The organism is Amnibacterium kyonggiense (assembly GCF_004364555.1).
In the GTDB taxonomy this organism is placed as follows: Bacteria; Actinomycetota; Actinomycetes; order Actinomycetales; family Microbacteriaceae; genus Amnibacterium; species Amnibacterium kyonggiense.
Map to the genome: position 1 here is coordinate 815,343 of NZ_SOAM01000001.1, position 23,543 is coordinate 838,885.

The 23,543-nt window shown below is 68.0% G+C and carries 17 protein-coding genes; 6 read left to right on the forward strand and 11 right to left on the reverse strand.

The features are described from left to right. The first annotated feature begins 89 nt into the window (after positions 1 to 89). The gene (locus tag CLV52_RS04290) at positions 90 to 1,241 is read left to right on the forward strand and encodes an epoxide hydrolase family protein (RefSeq protein ID WP_133765042.1); all 1,152 of its coding nucleotides are present in this window, start codon (positions 90 to 92) and stop codon (positions 1,239 to 1,241) included. A 25-nt stretch (positions 1,242 to 1,266) separates the two neighbouring features. On the opposite strand, the gene CLV52_RS04295 is transcribed toward CLV52_RS04290, so the two are convergent. Beyond that, entirely contained in the window at positions 1,267 to 2,238 is a 972-nt protein-coding gene (locus CLV52_RS04295) for a GlxA family transcriptional regulator (RefSeq protein WP_133765043.1), read from the reverse strand. Between the two features lie 71 nt (positions 2,239 to 2,309). Between CLV52_RS04295 and CLV52_RS04300 the strand changes: the two genes are divergently transcribed. After that, positions 2,310 to 3,494 (forward strand): MFS transporter, encoded by a 1,185-nt coding sequence (locus CLV52_RS04300; protein WP_133765044.1) that lies wholly within the window; start codon positions 2,310 to 2,312, stop codon positions 3,492 to 3,494. A 16-nt stretch (positions 3,495 to 3,510) separates the two neighbouring features. On the opposite strand, the gene CLV52_RS04305 is transcribed toward CLV52_RS04300, so the two are convergent. The 10 genes from CLV52_RS04305 to CLV52_RS04350 all read right to left on the reverse strand — a co-directional run bounded on the left by CLV52_RS04305 (position 3,511) and on the right by CLV52_RS04350 (position 15,457). Beyond that, the gene (locus CLV52_RS04305; protein ID WP_133765045.1) at positions 3,511 to 3,762 is read right to left on the reverse strand and encodes an MDR/zinc-dependent alcohol dehydrogenase-like family protein; all 252 of its coding nucleotides are present in this window, start codon (positions 3,760 to 3,762) and stop codon (positions 3,511 to 3,513) included. 538 nt (positions 3,763 to 4,300) lie between these two features. Beyond that, positions 4,301 to 4,708: a Dabb family protein gene (locus CLV52_RS04310; protein WP_133765046.1), complete on the reverse strand. Its 408-nt coding sequence runs from the start codon at positions 4,706 to 4,708 to the stop codon at positions 4,301 to 4,303. A 62-nt stretch (positions 4,709 to 4,770) separates the two neighbouring features. Beyond that, positions 4,771 to 6,213: an MFS transporter gene (locus CLV52_RS04315; RefSeq protein WP_246017957.1), complete on the reverse strand. Its 1,443-nt coding sequence runs from the start codon at positions 6,211 to 6,213 to the stop codon at positions 4,771 to 4,773. Between the two features lie 88 nt (positions 6,214 to 6,301). Next, a complete protein-coding gene (locus CLV52_RS04320) occupies positions 6,302 to 6,859 on the reverse strand; it encodes a TetR/AcrR family transcriptional regulator (protein WP_133765047.1) in 558 nt (185 codons plus the stop codon). An 85-nt stretch (positions 6,860 to 6,944) separates the two neighbouring features. Next, positions 6,945 to 7,874: an amidohydrolase family protein gene (locus CLV52_RS04325; protein WP_162850701.1), complete on the reverse strand. Its 930-nt coding sequence runs from the start codon at positions 7,872 to 7,874 to the stop codon at positions 6,945 to 6,947. 228 nt (positions 7,875 to 8,102) lie between these two features. Continuing rightward, on the reverse strand, positions 8,103 to 9,938 hold the full coding sequence (locus CLV52_RS04330; protein WP_133765049.1) for a beta-galactosidase: 1,836 nt from the start codon (positions 9,936 to 9,938) through the stop codon (positions 8,103 to 8,105). Next, a complete protein-coding gene (locus tag CLV52_RS04335) occupies positions 9,935 to 10,792 on the reverse strand; it encodes a carbohydrate ABC transporter permease (protein ID WP_133765050.1) in 858 nt (285 codons plus the stop codon). Before CLV52_RS04335 ends, CLV52_RS04330 begins: the two co-directional genes overlap by 4 nt. Beyond that, positions 10,789 to 11,730: a carbohydrate ABC transporter permease gene (locus CLV52_RS04340; RefSeq protein WP_133765051.1), complete on the reverse strand. Its 942-nt coding sequence runs from the start codon at positions 11,728 to 11,730 to the stop codon at positions 10,789 to 10,791. Before CLV52_RS04340 ends, CLV52_RS04335 begins: the two co-directional genes overlap by 4 nt. Further along, positions 11,727 to 12,974 (reverse strand): ABC transporter substrate-binding protein, encoded by a 1,248-nt coding sequence (locus tag CLV52_RS04345; RefSeq protein WP_133765052.1) that lies wholly within the window; start codon positions 12,972 to 12,974, stop codon positions 11,727 to 11,729. Before CLV52_RS04345 ends, CLV52_RS04340 begins: the two co-directional genes overlap by 4 nt. A 32-nt stretch (positions 12,975 to 13,006) precedes the next feature. Further along, entirely contained in the window at positions 13,007 to 15,457 is a 2,451-nt protein-coding gene (locus tag CLV52_RS04350; protein ID WP_133765053.1) for a beta-glucosidase family protein, read from the reverse strand. Between the two features lie 192 nt (positions 15,458 to 15,649). On the opposite strand from CLV52_RS04350, the gene CLV52_RS04355 reads away from it, so the two are divergent. The 4 genes from CLV52_RS04355 (at position 15,650) to CLV52_RS04370 (ending at position 23,292) form a co-directional block, all read left to right on the forward strand. Continuing rightward, positions 15,650 to 16,291: a TetR/AcrR family transcriptional regulator gene (locus CLV52_RS04355; protein WP_246017958.1), complete on the forward strand. Its 642-nt coding sequence runs from the start codon at positions 15,650 to 15,652 to the stop codon at positions 16,289 to 16,291. Between the two features lie 806 nt (positions 16,292 to 17,097). After that, positions 17,098 to 20,790, forward strand: coding sequence for a carbohydrate-binding protein (locus CLV52_RS04360; RefSeq protein ID WP_133765054.1), 3,693 nt, complete (start codon positions 17,098 to 17,100; stop codon positions 20,788 to 20,790). A gap of 516 nt (positions 20,791 to 21,306) precedes the next feature. Then, the gene (locus CLV52_RS04365) at positions 21,307 to 22,029 is read left to right on the forward strand and encodes a hypothetical protein (protein ID WP_133765055.1); all 723 of its coding nucleotides are present in this window, start codon (positions 21,307 to 21,309) and stop codon (positions 22,027 to 22,029) included. An 18-nt stretch (positions 22,030 to 22,047) separates the two neighbouring features. Continuing rightward, on the forward strand, positions 22,048 to 23,292 hold the full coding sequence (locus CLV52_RS04370) for a tyrosine-type recombinase/integrase (RefSeq protein ID WP_162850702.1): 1,245 nt from the start codon (positions 22,048 to 22,050) through the stop codon (positions 23,290 to 23,292). The last annotated feature ends 251 nt before the right edge of the window (positions 23,293 to 23,543 follow it).

Sequence of the window (23,543 nt, forward strand, 5' to 3'; positions counted from 1 at the left end):
GCTCGAGGATTGCACACGCATGTGCAACGATGGCCGAATTGCACAACAGTGTGCAATCCGTGCGAGGTGCTGGGGTGAGGAGAGGCGCGATGACGGAGGAACCAGGCGAGCTGCGGCCGTACCAGGTGGCGGTGCCGGATGCGGATGTCGACGACCTGCGAAGGAGGCTCGCGCACACGCGGTGGCCGGTCGCGGAGACGGTGACCGACTGGTCGCAAGGCGTGCGGATCCAGGACCTGAAGGCGCTGACCGACAGGTGGGCGCAGGACTACGACTGGCGCCGCTTCGAGCGGAAGCTGAACCGCTACCCGCATTTGATGACGGAGATCGACGGCGTCGACATCCACGTCCTCCACGTGCGGTCGGAGCATCCGGATGCGCTGCCGCTGCTGCTGACGCACGGCTGGCCCGGGTCGAATGCGGACTTCCTCAAGCTGATCCAACCGCTGGTCGACCCGGTCGCGTACGGCGGTGAGGCGGCGGACGCGTTCGACGTGGTCGCGCCGTCGATGCCCGGCTTCGGCTTCTCGGGGTCGCCGACCACGACCGGCTGGACCGTGCAGCGAACCGCTGCGGCGTGGATCGAGCTGATGCGCCGCCTCGGCTACGAGCGGTGGGCGGCGCAGGGCGGGGACTGGGGGGCGATGGTGACGACGGCGCTCGCGGCGCAGGAGCCGGCGGGTCTCCTGGGGGTCCACCTGCATTCGGCCTACGCGTTCCCGTCAGCGCTGCCCGAGACGCTTGACCCGGACGAGCAAGCGGCGGTCGACGGGCTCGCCCGGTACTCGGGGGAGCTGGGCGGGTCGAATCATCTGCAGGGCACGAGGCCGCAGACCGTCGGGTTCGCGCTGGCGGATTCGCCGGTGGGGCAGGCCGCATGGCTCTTTGAGAAGTACCAGGCCAAGACGGACAACTCCGGGCGGGTCGAGGACGCGATCAGCGTCACGGACATGCTCGATCAGATCTCGCTCGCTTGGTTCACGAACACGGCGGCCTCCTCGGCGCGGATCTACTGGGAGAACCGGAACCTCGGCGCGTCGGGCCCGATCGTGACGCTGCCGGTCGCGGTCACGGTCTTCCCGAAGGACCTGCCCCTCCCGCCGCGCCACTGGATCGAAGCCGCGTACCCGAATCTCCTCCTCCTCCACCAGGCGAAGCGCGGCGGTCACTTCGCCGCGCTCGAGCAGCCGGAGGTGTTGGTGCGCGATCTCCGTGCGGGTCTGCGGGCTCTCCGATCCTGACCGCGACAGAATGGTCCCCTGCGGGTCACGTCGACGCGAAGGCGCTCCGATACGCGCTGGGCGTGGTACCCACGATGCGGTGGAAGTGGCTGCGCAGGTTGTGGGCCGATCCAAGTCCCGCTTGCGCGGCGATCTGATCGAGGCCCAGGTCGGTGGCTTCGAGTAGTTCGCGGGCGCGGTCGAGGCGAGCGCGGAGCAGCCATTGCAGCGGTGGATGACCGGTGTCCTCGACGAACCTGCGGGCGAAGGTGCGGGATGAGACGCCGGCGTGCGCGGCGAGCTCGGCGACCGTCAGCGGCTCGCCGAGCCGGCCCAGAGCCCACTCGCGGGTGCGGGCGAAGGTGCTGCCGGTCCGCTCGGGCAGGGCGTGGGGGAGGTACTGCGCCTGGCCGCCCGAGCGGTACGGGGCCGCGACGATCTGCCGTGCGACGTCCGCCGCGACGCGGACGCCGTGATCGCGCCGGATCAGGTGCAGGCAGAGGTCGATCCCCGCCGCGACGCCAGCGGAGGTGAGCACCCGCCCTTCGTCGACGAAGAGCACGTCGGGATCGACCGTCACCCTCGGGTACCGTGCCGCGAGCTCGGCGGCCTGCTGCCAGTGCGTCGTCGCGCGGTGCCCGTCGAGCAGGCCGGCAGCGGCGAGCGCGAAGGCGCCGGTGCAGACCGAGACGATCCGTGCTCCGCGGGCAGCAGCGTCTCGCAGCGCTCGGATCGCCGCCGGGTCGATCGGCGAGGCGAGGTCGGCGTAGCCCGGCACGATCACGGTGTCCGAGTACTCCAGGGCTTCGACGCCCCGCTCGACGGCGTAGCCGAAGCCGCCGGCCGCAGGGACGACACCCCGGCGGATGCCGGCCATGGTGACCTCGTACGGTGCGCCGTGGCGGCGCCGGAACATCTGCATCGGGATGCCGACGTCGAGTGCGAGCGCGGACTCGAGCACCAGCACCACAATCCGGTGCTCCCTCGGCTGCTTCCGTTCCTCCTCGACGCGCGTCATGGCTCGAATGATACGAATATTGGCATTGCTGCCGCTCGTGCGCGCCAGCGTTCCTCGCGACGATGCTCGACGTGCCGTCCCCCCGAAGTGCAGTCGTCCGTCACCTGACCGTCGCTCAGGGGCTGTCGGTCGCGGGAAGCACCGTCGATCTGACCCTCACCGGGATCGTCGGGGCGCGCATCGCTCCGACGCCGGCTCTCGCGACGGTGCCCTACTCGCTGGTCTTCCTCGTCGCCGGTCTCTGCACGTTCGGGGTGTCGAGAGCGATCGGCCGCCTCGGACATCGCCGTGTCTTCGTCGCTGCCCCGATCGCGGCTGCGGTGTCCGGGTGCGTGTCCGCTGCCGGGGTCCAGCTGCAGCAGTTCTGGCTGTTCTGCGTCGGGACCGCGCTGATCGGCGTCTATCAGGCCGGCAGCGGGTACTACCGGTACCTCGCGGCCGAGTCGATGCCGCGCGAGCGGGCTCGTGCGGTCAGCTCGGTCCTCGCGGGTGGACTGGTCGCGGCGCTCGTCGGTCCGTTCCTCGCCACCGCGCTCGGCGGTCTCACCTCCACGCCCTTCGTCGGCTCCTACCTGCTCGTCGCCGTCCTCGGCGCCGCGGCGTCGGCATGGAACACCCGGCTCGTCGAGCCGTTGGCGGGAGGCCGGGTGGCGGTGGCGGTGGCGGTGGCTCCGCCTCGGGCGCGTCGCGAGCTCTGGCAGCAGCCGGGTCTCATCGCCGGTACCGCGGCGGCGCTGCTCGCCGCCGGGACGATGATGGCCATGATGACGGCCGGCCCCATCCTCGGGCTCGCGACCGGCAGGACCCCGGTGGAGGCTGCGTTCGGCGTGCAGCTGCACATGATCGGCATGTACGCACCGGGACTCGTCGTCGCGAGGGCGATGGCCCGGGTTGGCGAAAGGGTCGTCGCGATCGGCGGATGCGTGCTGGTGCTCGCAGCAGGACTCACGGCAGCGACCGCGACCTCGCTGGCGGCCTACCTGGCGGCGATGCTCCTGATCGGCGTGGGCTGGAACCTCGGGTACGGCGCCGGAAGCGCGATGATCACCGCCCACCACCGACCCGCGGAACGAGGACGGGTGCAGCCGATCGCGGAAGCGCTCATCATCGCCGCGCAGGTCCTCGCATCGGCGTTCGCAGTCGCTTTCACGTCGGTCACCGGGTGGCACGCGCTCGGCTGGTGCTGCCTTGCTGCGGCGGCCGTCGTCGCCGTCGTGGTTCTTCGCGCCCGACCAGGCCTCATCCGCGCCGTCTGACGCGGCGAGGTCCCGCTCAGTCGATCTTCACGACGAGCTTCGTCGCGGAGACCCCGCGTCGCTGCAGGTCGAGGGCCTCCTGGACCTCCGCGAGGCCGCACCCCGCGATCGTCGGCGCCGGCGCGATGCGGTACCGGTGCTCCGCGTGCGCAGCGGGCAGGTACTCGCCGTAGATCGCCGAGCTGACCATGGTGTGCTTGATGCTGGACCCGAAGATGAACCGCGCGCGGACACCGTGCAGCCGGGAGGAGAGCAGCAAAGGCGTCATGTGACCCACGAGCGCCGTGACGACGCGGACGCGATCCAGTGGTCGGCCGTGTACGAGTCGGCCGAGGTCCCCCGGTGGCGTCCCCATCGCGACCCGCCTGCGATCCGCGCAGATGAGCCGATCGGGTGGGCCCCGTGGGGCTCGAACCCACGACCCGCGGAGTGGAGATAGTGGGTTCGCGTGAGATCACGGGAAGTAGCAGATCGTTGATCTGACGCGGATCGAGGTGCAGTTCGCTCACAGGAGATCGCACCCGATACTGCTAAATGTTCGGAATAGATTCGGAGTTCGGGCCCGCGCGCCGAACCCACTAACTGGTGCTGTGGCGCCCCGTCTTCGTGCTGCCTCGGTAGCAGGGACACGAGACGCTTCGGCTTGAAGTGGCGCTATTCGCCTCCGTCTCGCGAGGAAGTGTCTCGCCACTCATCAGCTGCGCGACGCGGCTGGGTTGGGTTGATTCAGGTGAACCGCAGAGATCGGGGTGTCTTGACAGCGGAGTGGGGCCCGTCCTTCTGCGGACGAGCCCCGCTCGCCTGGGTCAATCCTGTGGATTGGCGCTGCCGTCGTATGACGGCAGCGCCTGCACGAGGGCGGTGAGTCCGGGATCCTCCGCGTACCTTCTGCGGTGCAGTTCTGCGATCTTCTGGTGGATGGTCGGGTCGGTCGAGTCGGTGATGTCGAAGGAGACGAACCGATCGACGAGTGGGAGCCCGATCTCGTCCGTGTGTCGGTGAGCGGGGGCCTTCAAGTACTCCCAGTAGCCGTCGAGGTCATCGAGGACATACATCGCGCCCCACTCGAAGTCGCCGCCCACGTCTGGGCCCACGACGTAGCTGCGGACCGACGGGATCACCTCGCCCTGATTGCGGAGGCTAGCGAAAGCGGCCTCCTTGGCGTCTTCGGAGGCGCCGGCGTTGAGGGTCATGCGGACGATGTGTGCAATCACGTTGATCTCCTTTTTGGGGTTGGGGTTGGGGTTGGGGTTGCGTTTGGGGTTGGAGGAGTGGCTCAGCGGCCGTCTGTCCTGTCGCGGAGCAGCAGCCGCACGACGGCCGCGACGAGGGCGAGTGCAGCCGCGCCGAGGAAGACCCAAGAGAAGCCGCCGGTAAGGGCCGTGGCAGCGTCGAGGCCCCGGGCTTCGAGCGCGCCGGTGCGAGCGGTGGCGACGGAGCTGAGCACCGCGAGGCCGAGCGCTCCGCCGACCTGTTGGCTGGTGTTCACCAGGCCGCCGGCGAGGCCGGCGTCGCGGTCGGGCACGTCCTCGACCGCCAGCTGGGTGGCCGCCACGGCGGCGCCGCCGAGGCCGACGCCGATGACGATCGTCGGGCCGAGGACGGCGGTCGCGAACACCGCGGTGCTCGGCGCGGCGGCGAGCCAGACGAGGCCGGCGGCCAGGATCAGCAGGGCTCCGATGAGGGTCCGCTTCGAGCCGAGGCGGACGACGGCGGCGGGCACCAGGCCGGCGGTCAGGACTAGGGCGCCGGCGAGGGGGAGCTGGCTCAGGCCGGCGGCCAAGGCGTTGTATCCGAGGACCGCCTGCAGGAAGACGGACAGTGCGAAGAAGAGCGCGACCATCCCGGCGCCGAGGAGCAGGGTGATCGCGTTGCCGCTCGAGAGCCGCCGGTTGCGGAACAGCGTGAGCGGGACCAGGGGCAGGGCGGTCCGCCGCTCGACCGCGACGAACGCCGCCGCGAGCGCGATCGCGGTCGCCCCGAGGCCGAGCGTCAGAGGCGAGGCGGGGCCGCGCTGCTCGAGCGCGCTGAGCGCGCCGACCGCGGCGACAAGCGCTCCGGTGATGAGGGTCGCACCGGGGAGGTCCAGGCGCTCGCGGACCGTAGCGGCGTCTCGAGCGACGAGACGAGCGGTCCCGAGGACGGCGATGACTCCGACGGGGATGTTGACGAAGAAGATCGCCTGCCACCCGAGAGCGGCGGTGAGCACGCCGCCGAGCAGAACGCCCGCGGCGGAGCCAATGCCGGCGACCGCGCCCCAGATGCCGAGCGCCTTCGTCCGATCCGCCGCCGCGGGGAAGAGCCGCGTCACCAGCGCGAGGGCGGCCGGCGCGAGCATCGCCGCGGACCCGCCCTGGGCCGCACGGGCACCGAGCAGGATGCCGCTCGTCGGCGACAGCCCGGCGACGGCAGAGGCGAGCACGAACGCACCGGTTCCGACGAGGAACAGGCGGCGGTGGCCGTACCGGTCGCCGAGCCTGCCGCCGAGCAGGAGCAGGCCGCCGAACGCGAGCACGTAGGCGGTGATGACCCACGGGAGGTCGCCGGTGCCCATGCCAAGGTGGGCGCCGATCTCCGGCAGTGCGATGTTCACGATCGAGGCGTCCAGCACGACGAGGAACTGCGCGAGCGCGAGGAAGCCGAGTGCGCTCCACCGCCCTCGCGCGGGCGGGGGCGACTCGAGGGGGACGAGGGGCGGGTGGGACAGGGTCGTGGACACGATTTCCTCCAATTGTTGAGTGTTTGGTCACTCACCTAGCGACCACAGGGGCCGCGACGTGGTGCCCGTCGGCGCGGACGGCCGGGGTTCAGGGGTGGCGGATGCCCTGCGCGAGCAGGCGCGCCCAGGGCTCGGGGGTCTCGTCGAGCCCGGTGATCGCGATCAGGTGGCAGAGCTGGCCGAACGCGATGAACCGCTGCACCTGCTCGCCGCTCGCTCCCGAGCGCTCGGACGCGAACGTCACGACGCGGGCGAGCCCGTCGCGGAGGGCTTCGGCGATGACCGGTTCGCCAGCGGCGGACTGGGCGTGGACCTGCAGGAGGAGGAGCGATCGATCGGCGATGAGATCCGCGTAGGCGCCGCCCATCGCGTCCAGCACGGCCTCCGGACCGTTGTCGTCGGCGCGGTCGGCGCCGGCCCGCAGTGCCTCAAGGACCTGGTCGAAACAGGACTCGAGAGCGGCGACGAACAGGGCGTCCTTGCCGGGAAACAGCTTGAACACGTACGCCGGCGAGATCTTCGCCTCGTTCGCGACGTCCGCCACCGTCGTGCCGTGGTAGCCGCCGACGGCGAAGCGGCGGACGGCTGCGGCGGCGACCACAGGGCGGCGCAGCTCGGCGGTGGAGAGGATCGTGCTCGACGGCATGTGAGTGACTATACACACACTTGCGACGACTGTCTCGCCGGGCCCTCGGGAGGGCACTCCTGCCCGACTGCATGTCGATGGCCCCTCAGGGCGCTGAGAGGGGATCCGCGGCTCGCATCGCGACTTGCGGGAAGAGCGACACCGCCGTGGTTGCGACCGATTCTTGTGCTGTTCCTGACATGAATCCGGACGTGAACACGCGGCGTGCACTGAGATCGACGACGGGGAGGTCGGTGCACGGCGCGCCGGTGTCACATCCATAGACCACATGGTCGGGCGTCGTGATCTCGAGGACTGGGCCGAGGGATCGGAAGGTCCCGGATACGGCTACGTCGTAGAAGAGCCCGGCCAGCGCTTCGCGGATCTCCGTCTTCGAGACTGCCATCGGGTTGGGGGCCCAATCGAGCTCGAGGGTGCTCTGCACCCGGCCCGCAAGAGTCGGGGCAAGGCCGCCCGCCTGCGCGACGATCAGCCGAATGTCGCGATGATTTCGGAAGAAGCCGGAGTAAATCATCTGATACACGGTGCGGGCGATATCGAACGTCACCTCGAGGAGGGGCGTGGGCAGCTCTGTCGGATTGTGCAGGTGAGGGTTGGCGTGGATGAAGACCGTGGCCCGCCGCTCGTTCAGTCTCCGCCAGACGTTGTTGAAGATGCTGTCGCCGAGATTGTGTCCGTCATAACTTGATCGCAGCGCGAAGTCGTCGGCGTGTAGCTCGTCCAGTGCCCGGTCGATCTCGTCGAGTGCCTCCGGTCCGTCCAGCATGGGCAAAGACGCGAGGAGCCCGAACCGCGCGGGATTCGTAGTGGTGATCGCGGCGCCGAAGGAGTTGGACCGCATGACTTCTTCAGCGGTCCATGCATCGGTGTTGCTGAGGAGCTGAACGGGGGTGATTGCGGAATTTAGTTGTGCAAGCTCTTGTGCGGGGTCCCAATTTTGGGGAAATCCCTCACCCGAATTTTCGTCATGGAGGCGTCGGAGGTTAAGGTGCGCATCCTGATCGGTCGAGGGCACGGCGAAGTGAGCGTATAGATCCAGCGCGACTCCCGGGGGCATCTAAGGTGATTCCCTTTCGTGATATGCAAGCATTTCAGCTTGAGTCGTCGCCTTCGTTCCTGCGCGAAGCATGGAAATGGCTGTAAGGCGTCAATGGCGTACTGTCCGCGAGTTCACCGGCGCGCCTCGCGGGCAACCCGATTTCAGGCTTAGGGGAAGGCTGAACGTGCCGGTCCCTTCGCCTCGTCACACGGGAGAGCGAGGTGTGAGCTCGACGACCTGGACGCCGTAGCCCACGCGGTCCAGCGTCCGCGGCTCCGTCGCTTCGGGGACCCGCAATACGGCCGGTCCCTTGTAAGAGCCCCAGTGGACGATGTGTGCCAGGTCACCTCGAGGAGTCGGCCGGATCGTTACCAAGGTCCGACTAACTCGCTTGCCGTCGACTTCGATCCGTGGTGCTGCGGGCAGCCGTACCTCGGAGGCTGAATTCGAGTGCAGTCGACGCACGGTGTGACCGTCGGCGAGCACCTCGTCCAACTTCTCCTCGGGCACTGTGCACCCGGGCGGGACGAGCAGAGTCGCCTTTGCGCGCGGCGTGAATGGCGTCGCCGTGTCCCAGAGATCGAAGACCATGCCGGCCGCGGTGAGCGCGGTCAGTGTCTGCTCCCATGCCCGGTACGCGGCCGTTCCGCCTGCATCCGCCCAAGTGGTCTCCGGTACCCGTGACGTGCCCACCGACGCGTAAGCGGCAAAGGCATCAGGCCGATGCCAGGCGACGTGCACGGACGCGAGCGGCGGGCTGGAGAGTGCCTTGTGATCGCGCTCCGCGAGGTCGACCAGAGGATGGATCGCCGTGATGAACGGGGACGGGGTGCCAGCGACGGTGTAGGGCGCGTGTTCCCAGTTCTCCCGGTCTGCGAGCATGTAGAAGTTCGCGCCGGCGAAGCCGAGGGCGACGGCCGCTCCGGTCCAGACCTCTTGCTCGCGCGGGGTCGGCTCCGGATAGTCGACGTGTTCGCCGGGCGAGCGCCAGATGCCGGACTGCAGCTCGGGGATCCAGGGGAGTGGTTCTCCCGCCGCGCGCGCGGTCGCCGCGGACCGGGCTAACCGGGCGATGTCTGCGGTGTCGAGTGGCGGGATGTAGTAGTGGTCCTCGCCGACGATGGCGCCGGTTCCGACGCGGATCCTTTGGTGGCTGACCGGGACGTCGTGCACTGGATGGGTGACGAGATTGACGGTGTAGAGGAGTGCTTCCCCGCCGAGGTCCTCGTGCATCCGACGGAGTGCGGCGAGGTAGTCGGCAGTCGCCTCGGTCTTGAACGTGATCCAGTCGTGCTGCCGTCCGGGCGGTGTGTGGGTGCCAGTCGGACGGCGCGGTGGCTCGACGGTCTCGAACGATTCCTGAGGACTGTCCCAGGCGCACGCGAGCGCGTCGAGGTCGTCGTCGTACCGATGACGGATCCAGTCGCGGAAGGCAGCGATGCTCGGCCAGCTGTAGTCGGTGCCGTACATCGAGTCCTGGAAGCAGCTGCTGGGTTCGTTATCGAGCTGCATCGCGATCACCGGCCCGTGGGGGTAGGCGTACGGGCGGATCGAGTCCCAGACCGCTGTGAACCACTTCCGGACCTCGGTGAGGTAGTCGGGATGTGCGTAGCTCGGCACCGGGTGGAGGAACGGCGGGTTGTAGCCGACGACGGGCTCGTCCTGGTCGTCGCGGGCAATGAGGTCTGTCCTTGTCAGAAGCCGGTCGGGGTATCCGCCACCGGGTTCCTCGGCGCAGATCCACGGGCCGGGCTTCAGTTGGACCGGCAGGTCGGCTTCGGCGCAGAGCTGCAGAAACGCGCGCACGTTCAGCCGCGGATCGCTCGCCCCGTCGAAGTCGTATCTGCCGGGTGCGATCTCGTGACGCCGCCAGGAGAGGTAGGTGCTGACCAGGGTGATCCCGTTTCGGGCCGCTGCTCGGAGGGCCGGCTCCCAGGTGTGCGGATCCATACGCCAGAACTGGATCTCCCCGGCGATGAGCGGGACCGCACGGTCGCCGCAGCGCAGGAGCCCGTCCTGAACGACCACGCGGTCGGTCATCCCTTCACCCCACCGGCGGCGTTCCCGGCGACGAGCCACTTCTGGATGAGGGAGAACAGCACGATTGAGGGGATCGCAACGAGGATCGACATGGCGGCGAGCTGGTTCCACGAGACCTCGTAGGCGCTGGAGAGCTGCGAGAGGCCGACCGGGAGCGTGCGGTGCTCATCGGTGTTGGTGAAGGTGAGGGCGAAGGTGAACTCCTCCCACGCGCCGATGAAGATGAAGATCCCGGCCGCGACGACACCGGGTCGTGCAGCGGGTAGCGCGGCGCTCCACATGGCGCGGAAGTGCCCACACCCGTCGATGCGCGCGGCTTCGTCGATCTCCTTCGGAACCTGGTCAAACGCCGTCTTCATCAGCCAGGCCCCGAGCGGGGCGGATGACGACACCTGCGCGAGGATCAGCGCCCAGGGGCTGTCAATCAGTCCGAGCTGCGAGACGAGCCCGAACAGCGGGATGATCAGCAGCACCGAGGGGAACATCTGCGTGGCGAGCAAGCCGACGAGCACGACGCTCCGACCCCGGAAGGTGAATCGGGACAGCGCGTAGCCGGCCATCACCCCGACGAGGAGTCCGATGGCGACGGTGCTGGTGCTCACGAGTACGGAGTTGCCGAGCCAGGCGAAGAAGTTGCCGCGTCCGACGACGTAGGCGAAGTTGTCGACGGTGGGGTGCGCCGGCAGCAGGCTCGTCGAGTCGTACAACTCCTGCCGGGTCTTGAACGCGTCGGCGACGATGCTGAGCATCGGCGCGAGCGCGAACGCGGCGAGTGCAGCCGCGCCGATCCAGAGCAGTGACCGGGCCGGCCGGATGCGGCGTCGTCGCCGGTGGGGGAGGGCGATGGTGGTCATGAGAGGGCCTCTCTGCCGAAGGCACGGATGTAGAGCGCAGAAGCGATGCCGACGATCGCGAACAGGATCATGGACAACGCGGACGCGTAGCCGAAGTCGAAGCTCTGGAACGCGGCCTTGTAGACGAAGGTCGTGAGGATGTCGGTCGCACCGCCCGGGCCGCCGCCGGTCATGACGTAGATCGAGCTGAAGTTGTTGAACGTCCAGATCAGGGCGATCAGCGTGCTCGTCAGCAGCACGGGCTTCAGCAGCGGAAGAGTGATGCTGCGGAAGGACCGCGCCCAGGTCGCGCCGTCGACGCCCGCCGCTTCGTAAAGGTCCGGCGGGATGGAGGCCATCCCGGACAGCAGCAGGACCATGATGAAGGGGAAGCCTCGCCAGACGTTCGCGACCACGACCGACAGCAGTGCGGTGCTCGGGTTGGAGAGCCAGGCCTGCTGAAGGGTGGGCAGGCCGGCTGCTCCGAGGATCTCGTTGATGAGGCCGTAGTCGGGTTGGTAGAGCAGCTTCCACGCGAGCGCACCGACGACGACGGGAGTCGCCCAGGGCAGGACGAAGACCGCTCGGAGGATTCGAGCGCCGGCAAGCTGCTGCAGCAGGAGCGCCGCGGCCATCGCGACGATGAACTGGAGCAGCACCGACCCGATGGTCCAGATCGCGCTGTTGCCGAGCACGCTCCAGACCGCGTCGTCAGCGAAGGCATCGAGGTAGTTCTGGACTCCAGCGAACGTCCAACCGGCGTGTCGAGTCGGGCGGATATCGAACAGGCTCTGCGCGGCGACGATCGCGATGGGGTAGGCGATGAAGACCGCGACGGCGACGAGCGCTGGCGCGAGGAACGCCCACGGCCCCAGCCGTCGCTGCCAGCCCGGCCGGCGACGGCCTCGTGGGCCGGACTGTGCAGTCCGGCCCACGAGGAGGGATGACGCGTGCGTCACTTGAGCGCCTTGTTCGACGCCGCGACCGCGTCGTCGAGGGCCCGCTGAGGCGTCTTGGAACCGGACAGCGCCGACTGCACCGCCGCGCCGAGGGCGGTGTCGATGTCCCCGGCGGCCGCGACGGTCGGTCGGGTCTTGGCCTGCTGCAGGACGGTCGAGAACGTCGCGATCGAGGAGTCGTCCTTGAAGGCGGGGTCCGAGTAGAGCGAGGTCTTCACGGGCAGGTAGCCGAGGGCGGAGGCCCAGGTCTTCTGCGTGGAGTCCTGCATCAGCCACTTCACGAAGGTCTTCGCAGCGTCCGCGTGCTTCGAGTTCTTTAGCACGACGAGGTCGAGTCCTCCGAGCACGGTCGCGGCCTGCTCACCCTCCGGCAAAGGCGCGACTGCCCACTTGCCGTCAATGCCCGCGGACTTCAACGACGGCAGCATCCAGGGGCCGGAGGTGAGCATCGCGAGCTTGCCCGAGATGAACGGCCCCTTCAGGTCGTCCTCGGTCGCAGCGGCCATGCCCTTCGGCATCGCCGTCTTCTGCAGGTCTGCCCAGAGCGTGAGTGCCTTCACCGCCGCGGGGGAGTCGAACACGGCCTTCGTCTGGTCACTGTTCACCACCTCCGCGCCGGACTGCCACAACCACGGGTAAAACTCGAAGCCGCCCCAGCCGCCGAACAGGCCGACGCCGTGGACGTCACCCTTAGTCAGGGTCTTTGCGTCGGCTTCGAACTCGTCCCAGGTCGCTGGCGGCGCGTCGATGCCGGCCGCCTTGAACAGGTCGGTGCGGTAGTAGAGCGCGAGGGCGGACACGTCGACGGGGACGCCGTAGAGCTGGCCGTCCTTGGTGACGGACTTGAGGCTCGCCGGGAAGTAGTCCTTCGCGCTGCCGCCGGCGTCACCGAGTGGCTGCACCCAGCCGGCCGCGATGAACTGCGAAGCGCGGGGCGGCTCCACCCGAGCGATGTCGGGACCCTGCCCGGCAGCGATCTGCGTCGTCAGTTTGTCGTAGTAGCTCGCATCGTTGTCCCGGATCAGCTTGACGGTGATGTTCGGGTGCTGCTTTTCGAATTCGGCCAACTGCTTGGTGAACTGCGCGGTCTCCGCGTCGCTGAACTGCTCCTGGAAGGTGATGGTCGCTTTGTCGTCACCGGTCGTTCCGGAGCCGCCGGAGCAGCCGGTCAAGGCGATCACGGTCGCTGCGGTGCTGACGAGCGCCGCGGCGATGCGGGTTCGAGTTCGGATTCGGGGGTGCATGGCACGCCTCTCTGCAGTGCGAATGGTTGGGGTCAGGACGTTTGAAGGGGCGGCACGACCACGCTGCGACGGAGGTCGCGGCTGTCGTGCCCGGCGTGCAATCGATACAGCGTTTTCGGGAGCGCCCAGGTCGCGCCGGCGGGATCCCAGATCTCGAAGGCGCGGCGCTCGATCTCGATCTCGACGACGCCGGTCTCCCCGGGGGGCACCGCGAGGCCAGCGAAGCCCGCCAGCCATCGCGCCGGCCGCTCGATCGTCGACTCGGGGGCCTCGAGGTAGAGCTGCACGGTCTCTCTCGCGGTGCGCGAGCCGATGTTCGTGACGGTCACCCGGGCTGTGCATCCGGTGATGTCGCCGGATATGACGAGCTCGTCATATCGCCATGCGCCGTAGCCGAGGCCGAATCCGAACGGCCTTGCCGGCGTGCGGCCGTCGCGATCCCACTGGCGATAACCGACATGCAGGCCCTCGATGTAGTCGATCGTGCCGTGCTTCGGGACGACGTCCCGGACGGGGACGTCCTCTTCGGACGCAGGAAGGGTCCAAGGGAGTCGGCCGCTCGGCTCCGTCTCGCCGAGCAGCGCTGCGGCAAGGCCTGTGCCCGCCTCCTGCCCCGGCAGCCACCACCACAGAACTGCGGCGACCTCGTCGAGCCACGGGAGCACGACCGGAGCGCCCGCATTCACGACGACGACGGTGTTCGGATTCACCGCAGCGACGCGGCGCACGAGATCGTCTTGGAATCCGGGCAAGCCAAGGCTCGTGCGGTCCCATCCCTCCGACTCGGACTCCTCGTTCGTGCCGACGACGACGATCGCGACCTCGGCATCCGCGGCAGCGTCGAGTGCGTCTTGCAACTCGCTGGAAGTCGCGACCGAGTCGCAATCGTGGCGGAGCACGAAGCGGACGAACCGGCCGTAGGCACCCGCATCGACGACCTGCTGGACAGCCGCGATCCGCACCACCCGGTCCTCGGCCTGCTCGAAGCGCCGTACCGGGCCGTCGGGATTGTTCGCCGACGAGTCGAGGATCACGTCGTGATCCGCCTCACGAGTCGACTCCGACACAACCTCGCCGTCGAACCGGATCACGTGGGAACCACTCACACCGACCTCGACCACGTGGGCACCGGCAGCCAGGTGCACGTTCGCGCGGATCCGCGCGCGCACGGCCCCGTCCGGGGCGTCGCGGTTCCACGTCTCGTCAGCGGCGACGACCCGAGAGGGCTCGATCTCTCGGCCGTCGACATCGAAGAAGGTGAGCAGGTAGCCCGGTTCGCCGGACGGTGTCGTGACCAGGTGGGGATCGATCGGATGCGCGTGCCGACGGCTCGGCGATCCGCGATGCAGCGTGATCTCCGCCCGCGGCAGTGCGTCGCGCAGTGCGTCGATCGGAGAGGACTGCAGCACGGCGGTCACCGATGCGCTCCCACCCCCTTGCACGAAGGGTTCGACTGCATTCGGGCCGATCACGGCGACCCGGCGAACGTCTCGTCCGAGGGGCAGGACGCCCTCGTTCCGGAGCACCACGCTCGATGCGGCGACAACGCGCCGCAGTAACGTGCGCGTCGAAGTGGAGTCCGGCTCGGTCCAACCCGTCGCCGGCGCCTCGTGGCCGGTCACAGCGCCGACGCGGCGTCCGAGCCGGACGACGCGATCCACCTTGTCCTTGACGATGGCAGCGGGCACCGATCCGGCTTCCACTGCCTCCTCGAGCGCCGCGCCCCACGGGCCACCCGGGCCAGGCATGACGAGATCGAGGCCGCCCACCGCGCTCGGGACTGTCGACTTCGTCGCCAACCAGTCGCTGATCACCACACCGTCGAACCCCCACTCGGCCTTGAGCAGCGAGGTGAGCAGACGGCCGTGCTCGGTCGCGGGCGCGGCCTCCACCCCGTCGTCGACACCGTTGTAGGCCGCCATGACGGTCCAGACGCCTGCTTCGACTGCCCGCTGGAACGGGGCGAGGTAGACCTCCCGCATGGCACGCTCGTCCATGCGAGCGAGGTACGTCGTCCGATCCGTCTCAGATTCGTTGCCGAGGAAGTGCTTCACGCACATCGCGACGCCTAACGACTGCGTCGCCGTGATCATCGAAGTCGCAAGGACACCGGTGAGCAGCGGGTCCTCGGAGAACATCTCGAAGTGACGTCCACCGAAGGGAGTGCGCTGCAGGTTCACGACCGGTGCGAGGACGATGTCGACGTCCTTGCGGCGCGCCTCCCGCCCGAGGAGGAGGCCGAGCTCGCCGAGCAACTTCCGGTCCCAGGTCGCAGCCAGAGCGGACGGCGACGGCAGCTGAGCGGACGGACGGTCGTCTTCGTCCACCCCCCGAACGCCGATCGGGCCGTCGGACAGGACCATCGGCCTCAAGCCGGCTGCCGGCAACGCGGCCGTGGTCCACGAGGTGACGCCGGTCAGGAGCGCGATCTCCGCCGGAGCGATGAGGGGCGCCGACGCGGCGCGCGCCACTTGCAGCGTCATTGGGCTCCGAACCGCGGGGACCCCCGCACACTCTGCGACCCTCGTGGTCACGACGAGGAACGTAGATTACTGACTGAGCACTCCGCAAGTGTTTCCGACCACGGTTCGCATACCAGCTCGGGCGGCCCCGGAAAGGTGCTTCCTGGCGGTCACTGACTGGTCATACAGTTGAACTCCCTCAAGGAAGTGCAGGTGGAACCGGTGCACGATGCTGAGCAGCTGCCCGTCGGGGCGCGCGTCCGCCGACCCCGCCCTGGTACCGCAGAACGCCGACGTCGCGTGCTCGACTCAGCGACCGAGATCTTTGCGACCAAGGGCTACACGAACGGCTCGCTGCTCGAGATCGCGGAGCACGCCGGAATCAGCCAGGCCGGGGTCGTGCACCACTTCGGTTCGAAGGACCAACTGCTCGTCGCAATGCTTGAGTATCGCGACGACGCGGACGTTGCTGAGCTCGAGGGGAGTCACATCCCGGACGGGGCGGCGCTGTTCGACCACCTCGTGCACACCGTCGAGCTGAACACTCAGCGGCGCGGGATCGTGCAGTTGTACGCCGTCCTCTCGGCCGACTCGGTCACTGAGGGGCACCCCGCGCAGCAGTACTTCCGAGGACGTTTCGTGGGTCTGCGAGAGATGGTCGCGTCGGCCCTGCGCGACGTCGTTCCCGATGCGGATGCGCACGCCGTGGACACCGCAGCCTCGGCCATCATTGGCGTCATGGATGGCCTGCAGGTGCAGTGGCTCCTCGATGAGAGGTCGGTGGACATGCCGGTTGCCGTCCGCATGGTGATCGACGCGGTGATCCAGGGGCTCCGAACCGCCGCTGCGTCCTGACGAAGGGAGTGCGACGTTCGACCGTGCTCTGACCCCAGTCGCGCGGGCGGCGTGCATGGCCGACGGCGGCAGGGTCGGTCCGCCCTGCGCAATGCTCGCCTCCATGCGGGTGTCGCTCGGGCGGGAATTCGGTCCTCCTGTGCTGAGTGCTCGGAGCAGGCGTCTGCGACCGGTCATCGGTCGCTGGCGCATTCGGGCCTGACCGAGCCGGCTGCGGAGCGCGTCGCTCGTGCGAAGCGATGTGCGAGCCGAGTGCTGCCCGCTGCCTCTGGTCGCCGCGCGTCCGCGGCCGGGTCGGCCCGCAGGCCGTGATTCGCGCTGAGTCCTGGCCGATTCCCCTGGGAAGAACCGACCGCGTCCTCGCGGTGCGGCTACCCCGGGCGACGTGGTGCACGACAGCGCTGGTCCCGCGGACAGGGGCGCGCTCTCGCGCCCGACGGGCGGACCTCGCCTTCGTCCCTCAGCGGCCGAGCTCGGCCTGGCGCTGACGACCAGGTAGGGCCCGAACACGCGAGGACCAAGGTCTTGCGCGGTTCGGATGCTTAGGCGATTGTAATGCTGAGTAAGCACTCAGTAAGCAAATCACAGCGGGTTCCGCTGAGGGGAGAACAGTGTCGAAGGAGACAGTGCTTGCGGTCGTCGCATCAGCGGCGCTCGCAGTGGGCGCGGTGACGGTGGCCGACCCAGCGCCACCGACGGCGGTCGCTGCCGATTCGGGAACGTCTGTATCGGTCACCGCCACATCGCTGGCCGGTGATCGTCTGACGTCGAAGTCCGCGGTGTCCTTCTCGACGCTCGGGGCTGCGGTGCCGGACGTGCGAGTCGACGCGAGCCGGCAGTTCCAGGCGATCGATGGCTTCGGTGCGACATTCAACGAAGCGGGGTGGTCCACCCTGAACCAGCCGAGCGTCAGCGCAGCGCAGCGCAGTGCAGTGCTCGACAAGCTGTTCTCACCGACGGCCGGAGCCGGGTTCTCCATCGCGCGGACTCCGATCGGATCGGACGACTTCTCGCTGAGTCACTACTCCTATGACGAGACAGCGAACGACTTCTCGCTGAACGACTTCTCCGTCGCGCACGACGAGAAGTACCTCATCCCGTACATCAAGGCTGCCCAAGACGCCGCGGGCAAGCCGTTCCGACTCATGGCGTCGCCGTGGACGGCGCCCTCCTGGATGAAGAACAACGGATCGCTGCTCGGTCAGCCGGGCGACCCGTCGGTGGTGGCGCCCTCGACCGACGCGCGCTACTACCAGGCCTACGCGGACTACTTCAAGGCTTACGTCGCCGCCTACAAAGCACAGGGCATCGCGGTCACGGACGTCTCGGTGCAGAACGAGCCGGAGAATCCTGCGAAGTTCGAGGCGACCACGTGGACGGACAAGCAGATGGCGCAGTTCGTCGGCGGCTATCTCGGTCCCGACCTCACGGGTACAGGTACGAAGATCCGCGTGTACGAGCACAATCAGGACCACTGGTACTACCCGGCCAACGTGCTCAACGACCCGATGGTCGCTCCCTATGCCGCAGGCGCCGACTTCCATCCCTACGAGTGCGACTTCGGCCAGGACTACTGCGACGACGCCAACCTCGACCTCTTCAACCAGGCCGCCCCGGGCTATTCGACATGGATGAGCGAGCACACCGATCTCGGGCAAGCCGAGCCGGACAACTACATCCGCGATGAGAAGTGGGGCAAGGAGATCGTGAAGCAGATGCTGCACGGTGAAGACGCCTACATCTACTGGAACATGGTCCTCGACCAGAACGGCGGCCCCGTCACGGACCTCAGCGCACCGCAGGAGCCGCTCGTCGAGGTGGACACGAGCGCGAGCCCTGCGACCGTGTCGTACCTGCCCAAGTTCTACGAGCTCGCCCAGTTCTCCAAGTTCGTGCACCCCGGTGCTCACCGCATCGGTGCTGAAGGCGGGGTCTCCGGCGACGACGTCGCGCAGACCGCGTTCGAGAACCCCGATGGTCAGCGCGTACTCGTCGTGGTGAACAGTGGGCCCGCGACCTCCGAGACCGTCGGGGAAGGAGCCAACGGCTTCACCGCCGCGCTCGCTGCGCACTCCACGACGACCTTCACGTGGACGGCGCCGCAGGACAGCTACTCGATTGACTCGGGAGCGACCGACCCCTACATCGATGTCGCCAGCGCGCATTTCACCGGCGACCGCAGCGTCGACGGCGGCACCGTCGCGACCACCAGCGCAGCCATCGCGAACACCGCGGACGACGCGCTCTACCAGAGCACGCGCGACGGCGTCTTCTCCTACGCCCTCACTGTCCCCAGCGGCCGGTACCGGGTGAAGCTGCTCCTCAGCGACAACACCTCGACAGCCTCCGGTCAGCGGGTCTTCAACGTGACCGCAGAAGGGGCGACGCGGCTCGCGAACATCGACCCGTACGCGCTCGCGGGCGGTGGACGGACTGCGACGAGCAAGTCCTTTGACTTGAACGTCACGGACGGCACGCTGAACCTCGCGACGGTCGCCGTGACGGGGACGCCGACGATTGCCGGCATCCAGGTCACTCCGATCCCGTCGACCGGCACGCAGCATCATTCGACGGTCAGTGGGGGAGTGGCTTCCGGATACACCGTCGACACGGGCGTGCTGCCCGGGACCGTCTTCGCGCAGGACTACAACGACGGCGGCCCTGCCGTCGGCTACACCATCGCGAACCCCCAGAGCACCGGATCGACCTATCGGGCCGACGGCACCAACATCGTGACCACGACGGACACCACGTACGGCGGAGGTCAAGATCTGACCGGGCTGTCCGCCGGCGACAAGCTCAACTACACGGTGAAGGTGCTGTCCGGCGGCAATTACGACCTCAAGGCGCGGGTGTCCTCGTCGGTGGCGACGGGCAAGTTCCAGGTGCTCGTCGACGGCCAATCGCTCGGCACCGTGAGCGTGCCGAACACGAACGGGTCATGGGCGAACGTGCCGCTCTACGGCGTCCGCGTCCCTGCCGGGATCCACACGCTCACCTTCGTCGTCAAGGCTGCTGGGTACGACTTCCGGTACCTCCTCGCGACCCGGGTCAACGGCATCGCATCGGGCGCCGTGATCGAAGCCGAGGACTACAGCGCCGGCGGTGAAGGCGTCGGCTACCACGACACGACCGCCGGGAACTCCAACACGACCTACGCGGGAGCCCCGCTGACCGGGTACTACCGCGGCGGCGACGTCGACCTCGAGCCGGCGTCCGTGGAGAGCTCGCAGCCCGACAACTTCGACGTCGGCAGCACTGACGACGGCGAGTGGCTGCGATACGACATCTACGCCGCGACCGCGGGCAACTACGACATCAGTGCCCGAGTAGCGAGCGCCTATACGTCCGGAAAGATCGCCTACGCCCTCGACTCGAGGACGAACGTGATCAGTCCGGCGACGCTCGGCGTCCCCAACACCAACGGGTTCCAGACCTGGATCTCTGAGGTGCAGAAGGTGACGATCCCGCAGGGGACGCACGCGCTCTACGTGCTCGTGCAGCAAGGCGGATTCAACCTCGACCGCCTCACCATCGTGCCGAGCGGGCAAGGGTGGGCGAAGACCGTCGGGTTCGGCAGTTCATACGCAGCCGGGCCCGGAGTGTCCCCGTCGACGAGTCCGAACTCCCGCGGATTCATCAAAAACGGCGTCACGGGGAAGCTCATCAACTGCGAGCGGTCGCGATGGAATCAGGTGAACTACCTCGCTGACCGGCTCGGGCAGCGCGACCAGTTCTACGACGCCGCCTGCCCGGGCGACAAAAGTGGAAGCATCGCGAACGCGACCAATGCAGACGGCTCCACCAGCTCCGTCGGCGACGAGATCTCGGAGGCCACGAACGGTTACCGCACCTCTGCACCCGGATCGGGTGCCCTGGGAACGGGGACCAGCACGGTCACCGTCTCGATCGGCGGCAACGACGTCTACGCGTCAAGTGACGGCTCGTACAAGGGATCGGTCACCGGCCAGATGTACGCCTGCTTCCAGCAAGCGTGCGTGGACTCGTCCGGGAACCCGACCGCCACGAACTCGGACGGGACAAAGGGGCTGCGCGCTGACGACATCACCGTCGACGCGATGACGACGAATCTGCGTCCGATCGTGGACCAGATCCTGGCGGCGGCACCGAACGCGAAGATCCGCTTCATCAGTTATCCGTCCGTGTTCGGGACCGGCAGCGATGTGGCCTGCTCCGGCGGATCGGGATCATCGGCATGGGCGTACACCGCCGACGAGACGCAGTACCTCCAGGGGCTGCTGACGAAGCTGACCACCACCGAACAGACAGTGCTGAACAACATCGCGGCTGCGGAGAACCTGTCGTCGTCCCAGTTGAGCCTCGTGGACATTCGTCAGGATTCGCAGGACCACGGCGTCTGCGAACCGCTCAACCAGCGCTGGATCTCGCAGCCGACTGGCGACAGCGCATCGGCGCCGATTCATCCGAACCTGTCGATGTTCGCCATGGAGGCGAAGGACGTGTCCGCCTCTCTGTAGAGAGGTCTCGACCGTTGGGAATGGGAGCGGGTGCCGAGCCGCCAGACTCGGCACCCGCTCTCTCCTGTCAGGCTCCTTGGTGCGGCGCCAGTTCTGAGGCGGGCTGTGCGGGAGGAGGCCAGGGCGGCTTGAGTCCCTCGCTGGCCCCGTCGTTGCGTGCGTCGTTCGGGGTGATGGGGGTGGCGAGGGGTTTCGGGCGTCTTGCCCTGTCCTGGCCTGCCACCTCGGCGATGCGGCTCCCGAACCACCCACACACAGCAGAAAGAGCGTTGCTGTGTGTGGGTGGTTCGGGAGTGCAGGTGGCAGGCCAGGACAGGGCTAGAAGAAGAAGAAGAGCAAAGAAGTGAGGGGGGTGAGGAGAAGGAGGAATTGAGCGAGGGAGGGGAAGCGGAACGGATTGGGTCGTGGTGTCACATGAACTGACGGTGGGTGGCGGGGGAGGTGGAGGAGTGGTGCTGTCGGTGGGTGGTGTTCTCCTTTGTTGAGCGGAGCGGGGACCGGTCGGGGAGGGCAGCGGTGGGCGACGTGGGGTGGACGGTGGACCGGGATGCGCGGACGGTGTGGGTGGTGCCGCGAGATGAGCAGATGATGACCTGGTTCCAGGTCGTGCGGATCGCGAACGTGCAGTCCGTGCGGTGGGTGCTTGGGGCGTTGAACAGTCAGCAGTCGCCGGTGTCGGTGCGGCGGGCTCAGGCCTGGTGTGCGCGGCTGGAGACCGCTGGGCTGGTCGGTCGGGCGCAGCTCGGCGGTGCTGGCGGGTCGCTGGTGTGGGGCACCTACGCGGGCACCGGAGTGGGGAAGCCGAGCCTGTACCGGCAGACCACCCGCCACGAGGTCGCGGTGTCGGCGGCGTCCGCCCGGTATGCTGCGGCCGGGTGCGCGTGGCGGCGGGATGAGAAGCCCGCCTTCGTAGGCGGCCATCAGGCGGACGGCGTCGCACTCGGACCGGGTTGGGTGGAGTTGATCGAGGTCGAGCTGACCCCGAAGCGGTTGCCCCGATACGTGTCGATCTTCCGGGCCTTCCGGCGCCGACTCGACCTCGGCGAGGCGAACAGCATCACCTACCTCTGCAACACGGAAAGCGCCCGCGCAGTGCGTGAAGCGCTGACCTCGATCCCCATCGGGAGGACGCTCGTCGATCGTGTCTCCGTGCACGAGGTCTACGACCTGGCCGGACAATGGATCAGCGACGCGTTGCCTGACTGGCTGAAGTCGACAGCGTCGCGGGGGCGGTGGTAGGTCATGGGTCGACCTCGCATGCCGATTGGCAGCCACGGCATCGTCAACGTGGATGAGGTCGAGCCGGGCGTATGGCGGGCCCGAACCCTGTGCCGCTTTCCCGACGGCAAACGCCGGCAGATCGAGCGGCGTCGACCAGGGCGGACGGGCGCAAAGGCGATCCAGGCGCTGCAGGAGGCGCTGGTCGATCTCGCGACCCCGGACGGCGGCGAGCTGCGAGGGAGCACCCGGCTCGAAGTCCTCGCGGCACAGTTCATCGAGTTGAAGCGGGCGTCCGAGCGGTCGCCACGGACCGTGGACACCTATGAACATGCGTTACGGAAACAGATCATCCCTCGCATCGGCGATCTCCGGGTCGAGGAAGCGACGCCCCGACGAATCCAGGCGTTCCTGAACACGGTCAACAAGGAGCACGGACCGGGCGCCGCGAAGACGTGTCGATCGGTGCTCTCCGGCATGTTCGGTGTCGCCGTCCGCAGCGACGTCCTCCGCTCGAACCCGATCTCGGCGGTCGAATCTCCGCGCCGGAAGGTGACGCACGCGTCGATGGCGATCCCGCTCGACGGCGTTCCGGCGTTCCTCGAGACGATCCGGGCGGACGAGCGGCTGCGCGAGCTCGACATCAGCGACCTGTTCGAGTTCATGCTCTTCACCGGGTGCCGGATCGGCGAGGCGCTCGCGCTGCGCTGGTCGCATGTCGACCTCGACGCCGCGACCGTTACTTTCGCGGCGACGGCGGTGCGTACGAAGGAGCGCGGCCTTGAGATCCAGGAACACGGGAAGACCGACACGTCGAACCGGATTATCAGCGTCCCGCTCGAGGTCCTCGAGCTGCTGCAGCGGCGAGAGCATTCGGCAGAGGTCGTCTTCCCGTCGCTGTCGGGCAAGCTGCGGGACACGAACAACACCGAAGCCGACTGGCGAGCAAATCGGGTCCGACTCGGCTACCCGACCTTTACCTCGCACGGACTGCGCAAGACGTGCGCTACCGCGCTCGATGTCGCCGGCGTCTCAGCCCGTGGCATCGCGGAGTACCTCGGCCACAAGCGTCCTTCGATGACGCAGGACGTCTACATGTCGAGGAAGGTCGGGACAGCGGAGACCGCGACGCACCTCGACCGAATGTTCGGAATACGTTCGGAAACGCTCTGGGGGACCGAGGCACGATCCGCGCAACTACGCCGATCGGGTGGGCCCCGTGGGGCTCGAAACACATCAGAGGCAAATCAAGAGATCGAAGGAGATCCCGAGAAGGCGGTCTGACCAGGTAGTTCTTGCTCAAGGAGTTGCAGTGGTTCGCGCTGAATCTCGCCAGGATGTGGGCAAAATGTGGGCACAGATCGTGCACGCGATCGGGACCGGAACGGAATATTCGATGGGTCGCAACGAGGAGCATTGCCAGGTCGAGATCGCCGGCGAGCTCGAGGAGTCCGCCCGCTTACTCGCGAACTCGACTCGAGATGTTCCGAGGCCGGCGAATTTCTTCCTGCTCTGCGATTCGGGCGGGCATCGAC

Bases quoted from the DNA above. Each gene is read 5' to 3' on its own strand.
- CLV52_RS04290 (WP_133765042.1), top strand. From the start codon at position 90: ATGACGGAGGAACCAGGCGAGCTGCGGCCGTACCAGGTGGCGGTGCCG.
- CLV52_RS04295 (WP_133765043.1), bottom strand. From the start codon at position 2,238: ATGACGCGCGTCGAGGAGGAACGGAAGCAGCCGAGGGAGCACCGGATT.
- CLV52_RS04305 (WP_133765045.1), bottom strand. From the start codon at position 3,762: ATGACGCCTTTGCTGCTCTCCTCCCGGCTGCACGGTGTCCGCGCGCGG.
- CLV52_RS04320 (WP_133765047.1), bottom strand. From the start codon at position 6,859: ATGCCGTCGAGCACGATCCTCTCCACCGCCGAGCTGCGCCGCCCTGTG.
- CLV52_RS04330 (WP_133765049.1), bottom strand. From the start codon at position 9,938: ATGACCGACCGCGTGGTCGTTCAGGACGGGCTCCTGCGCTGCGGCGAC.
- CLV52_RS04335 (WP_133765050.1), bottom strand. From the start codon at position 10,792: ATGACCACCATCGCCCTCCCCCACCGGCGACGACGCCGCATCCGGCCG.
- CLV52_RS04345 (WP_133765052.1), bottom strand. From the start codon at position 12,974: ATGCACCCCCGAATCCGAACTCGAACCCGCATCGCCGCGGCGCTCGTC.
- CLV52_RS04350 (WP_133765053.1), bottom strand. From the start codon at position 15,457: ATGACGCTGCAAGTGGCGCGCGCCGCGTCGGCGCCCCTCATCGCTCCG.
- CLV52_RS04370 (WP_162850702.1), top strand. From the start codon at position 22,048: ATGCCGATTGGCAGCCACGGCATCGTCAACGTGGATGAGGTCGAGCCG.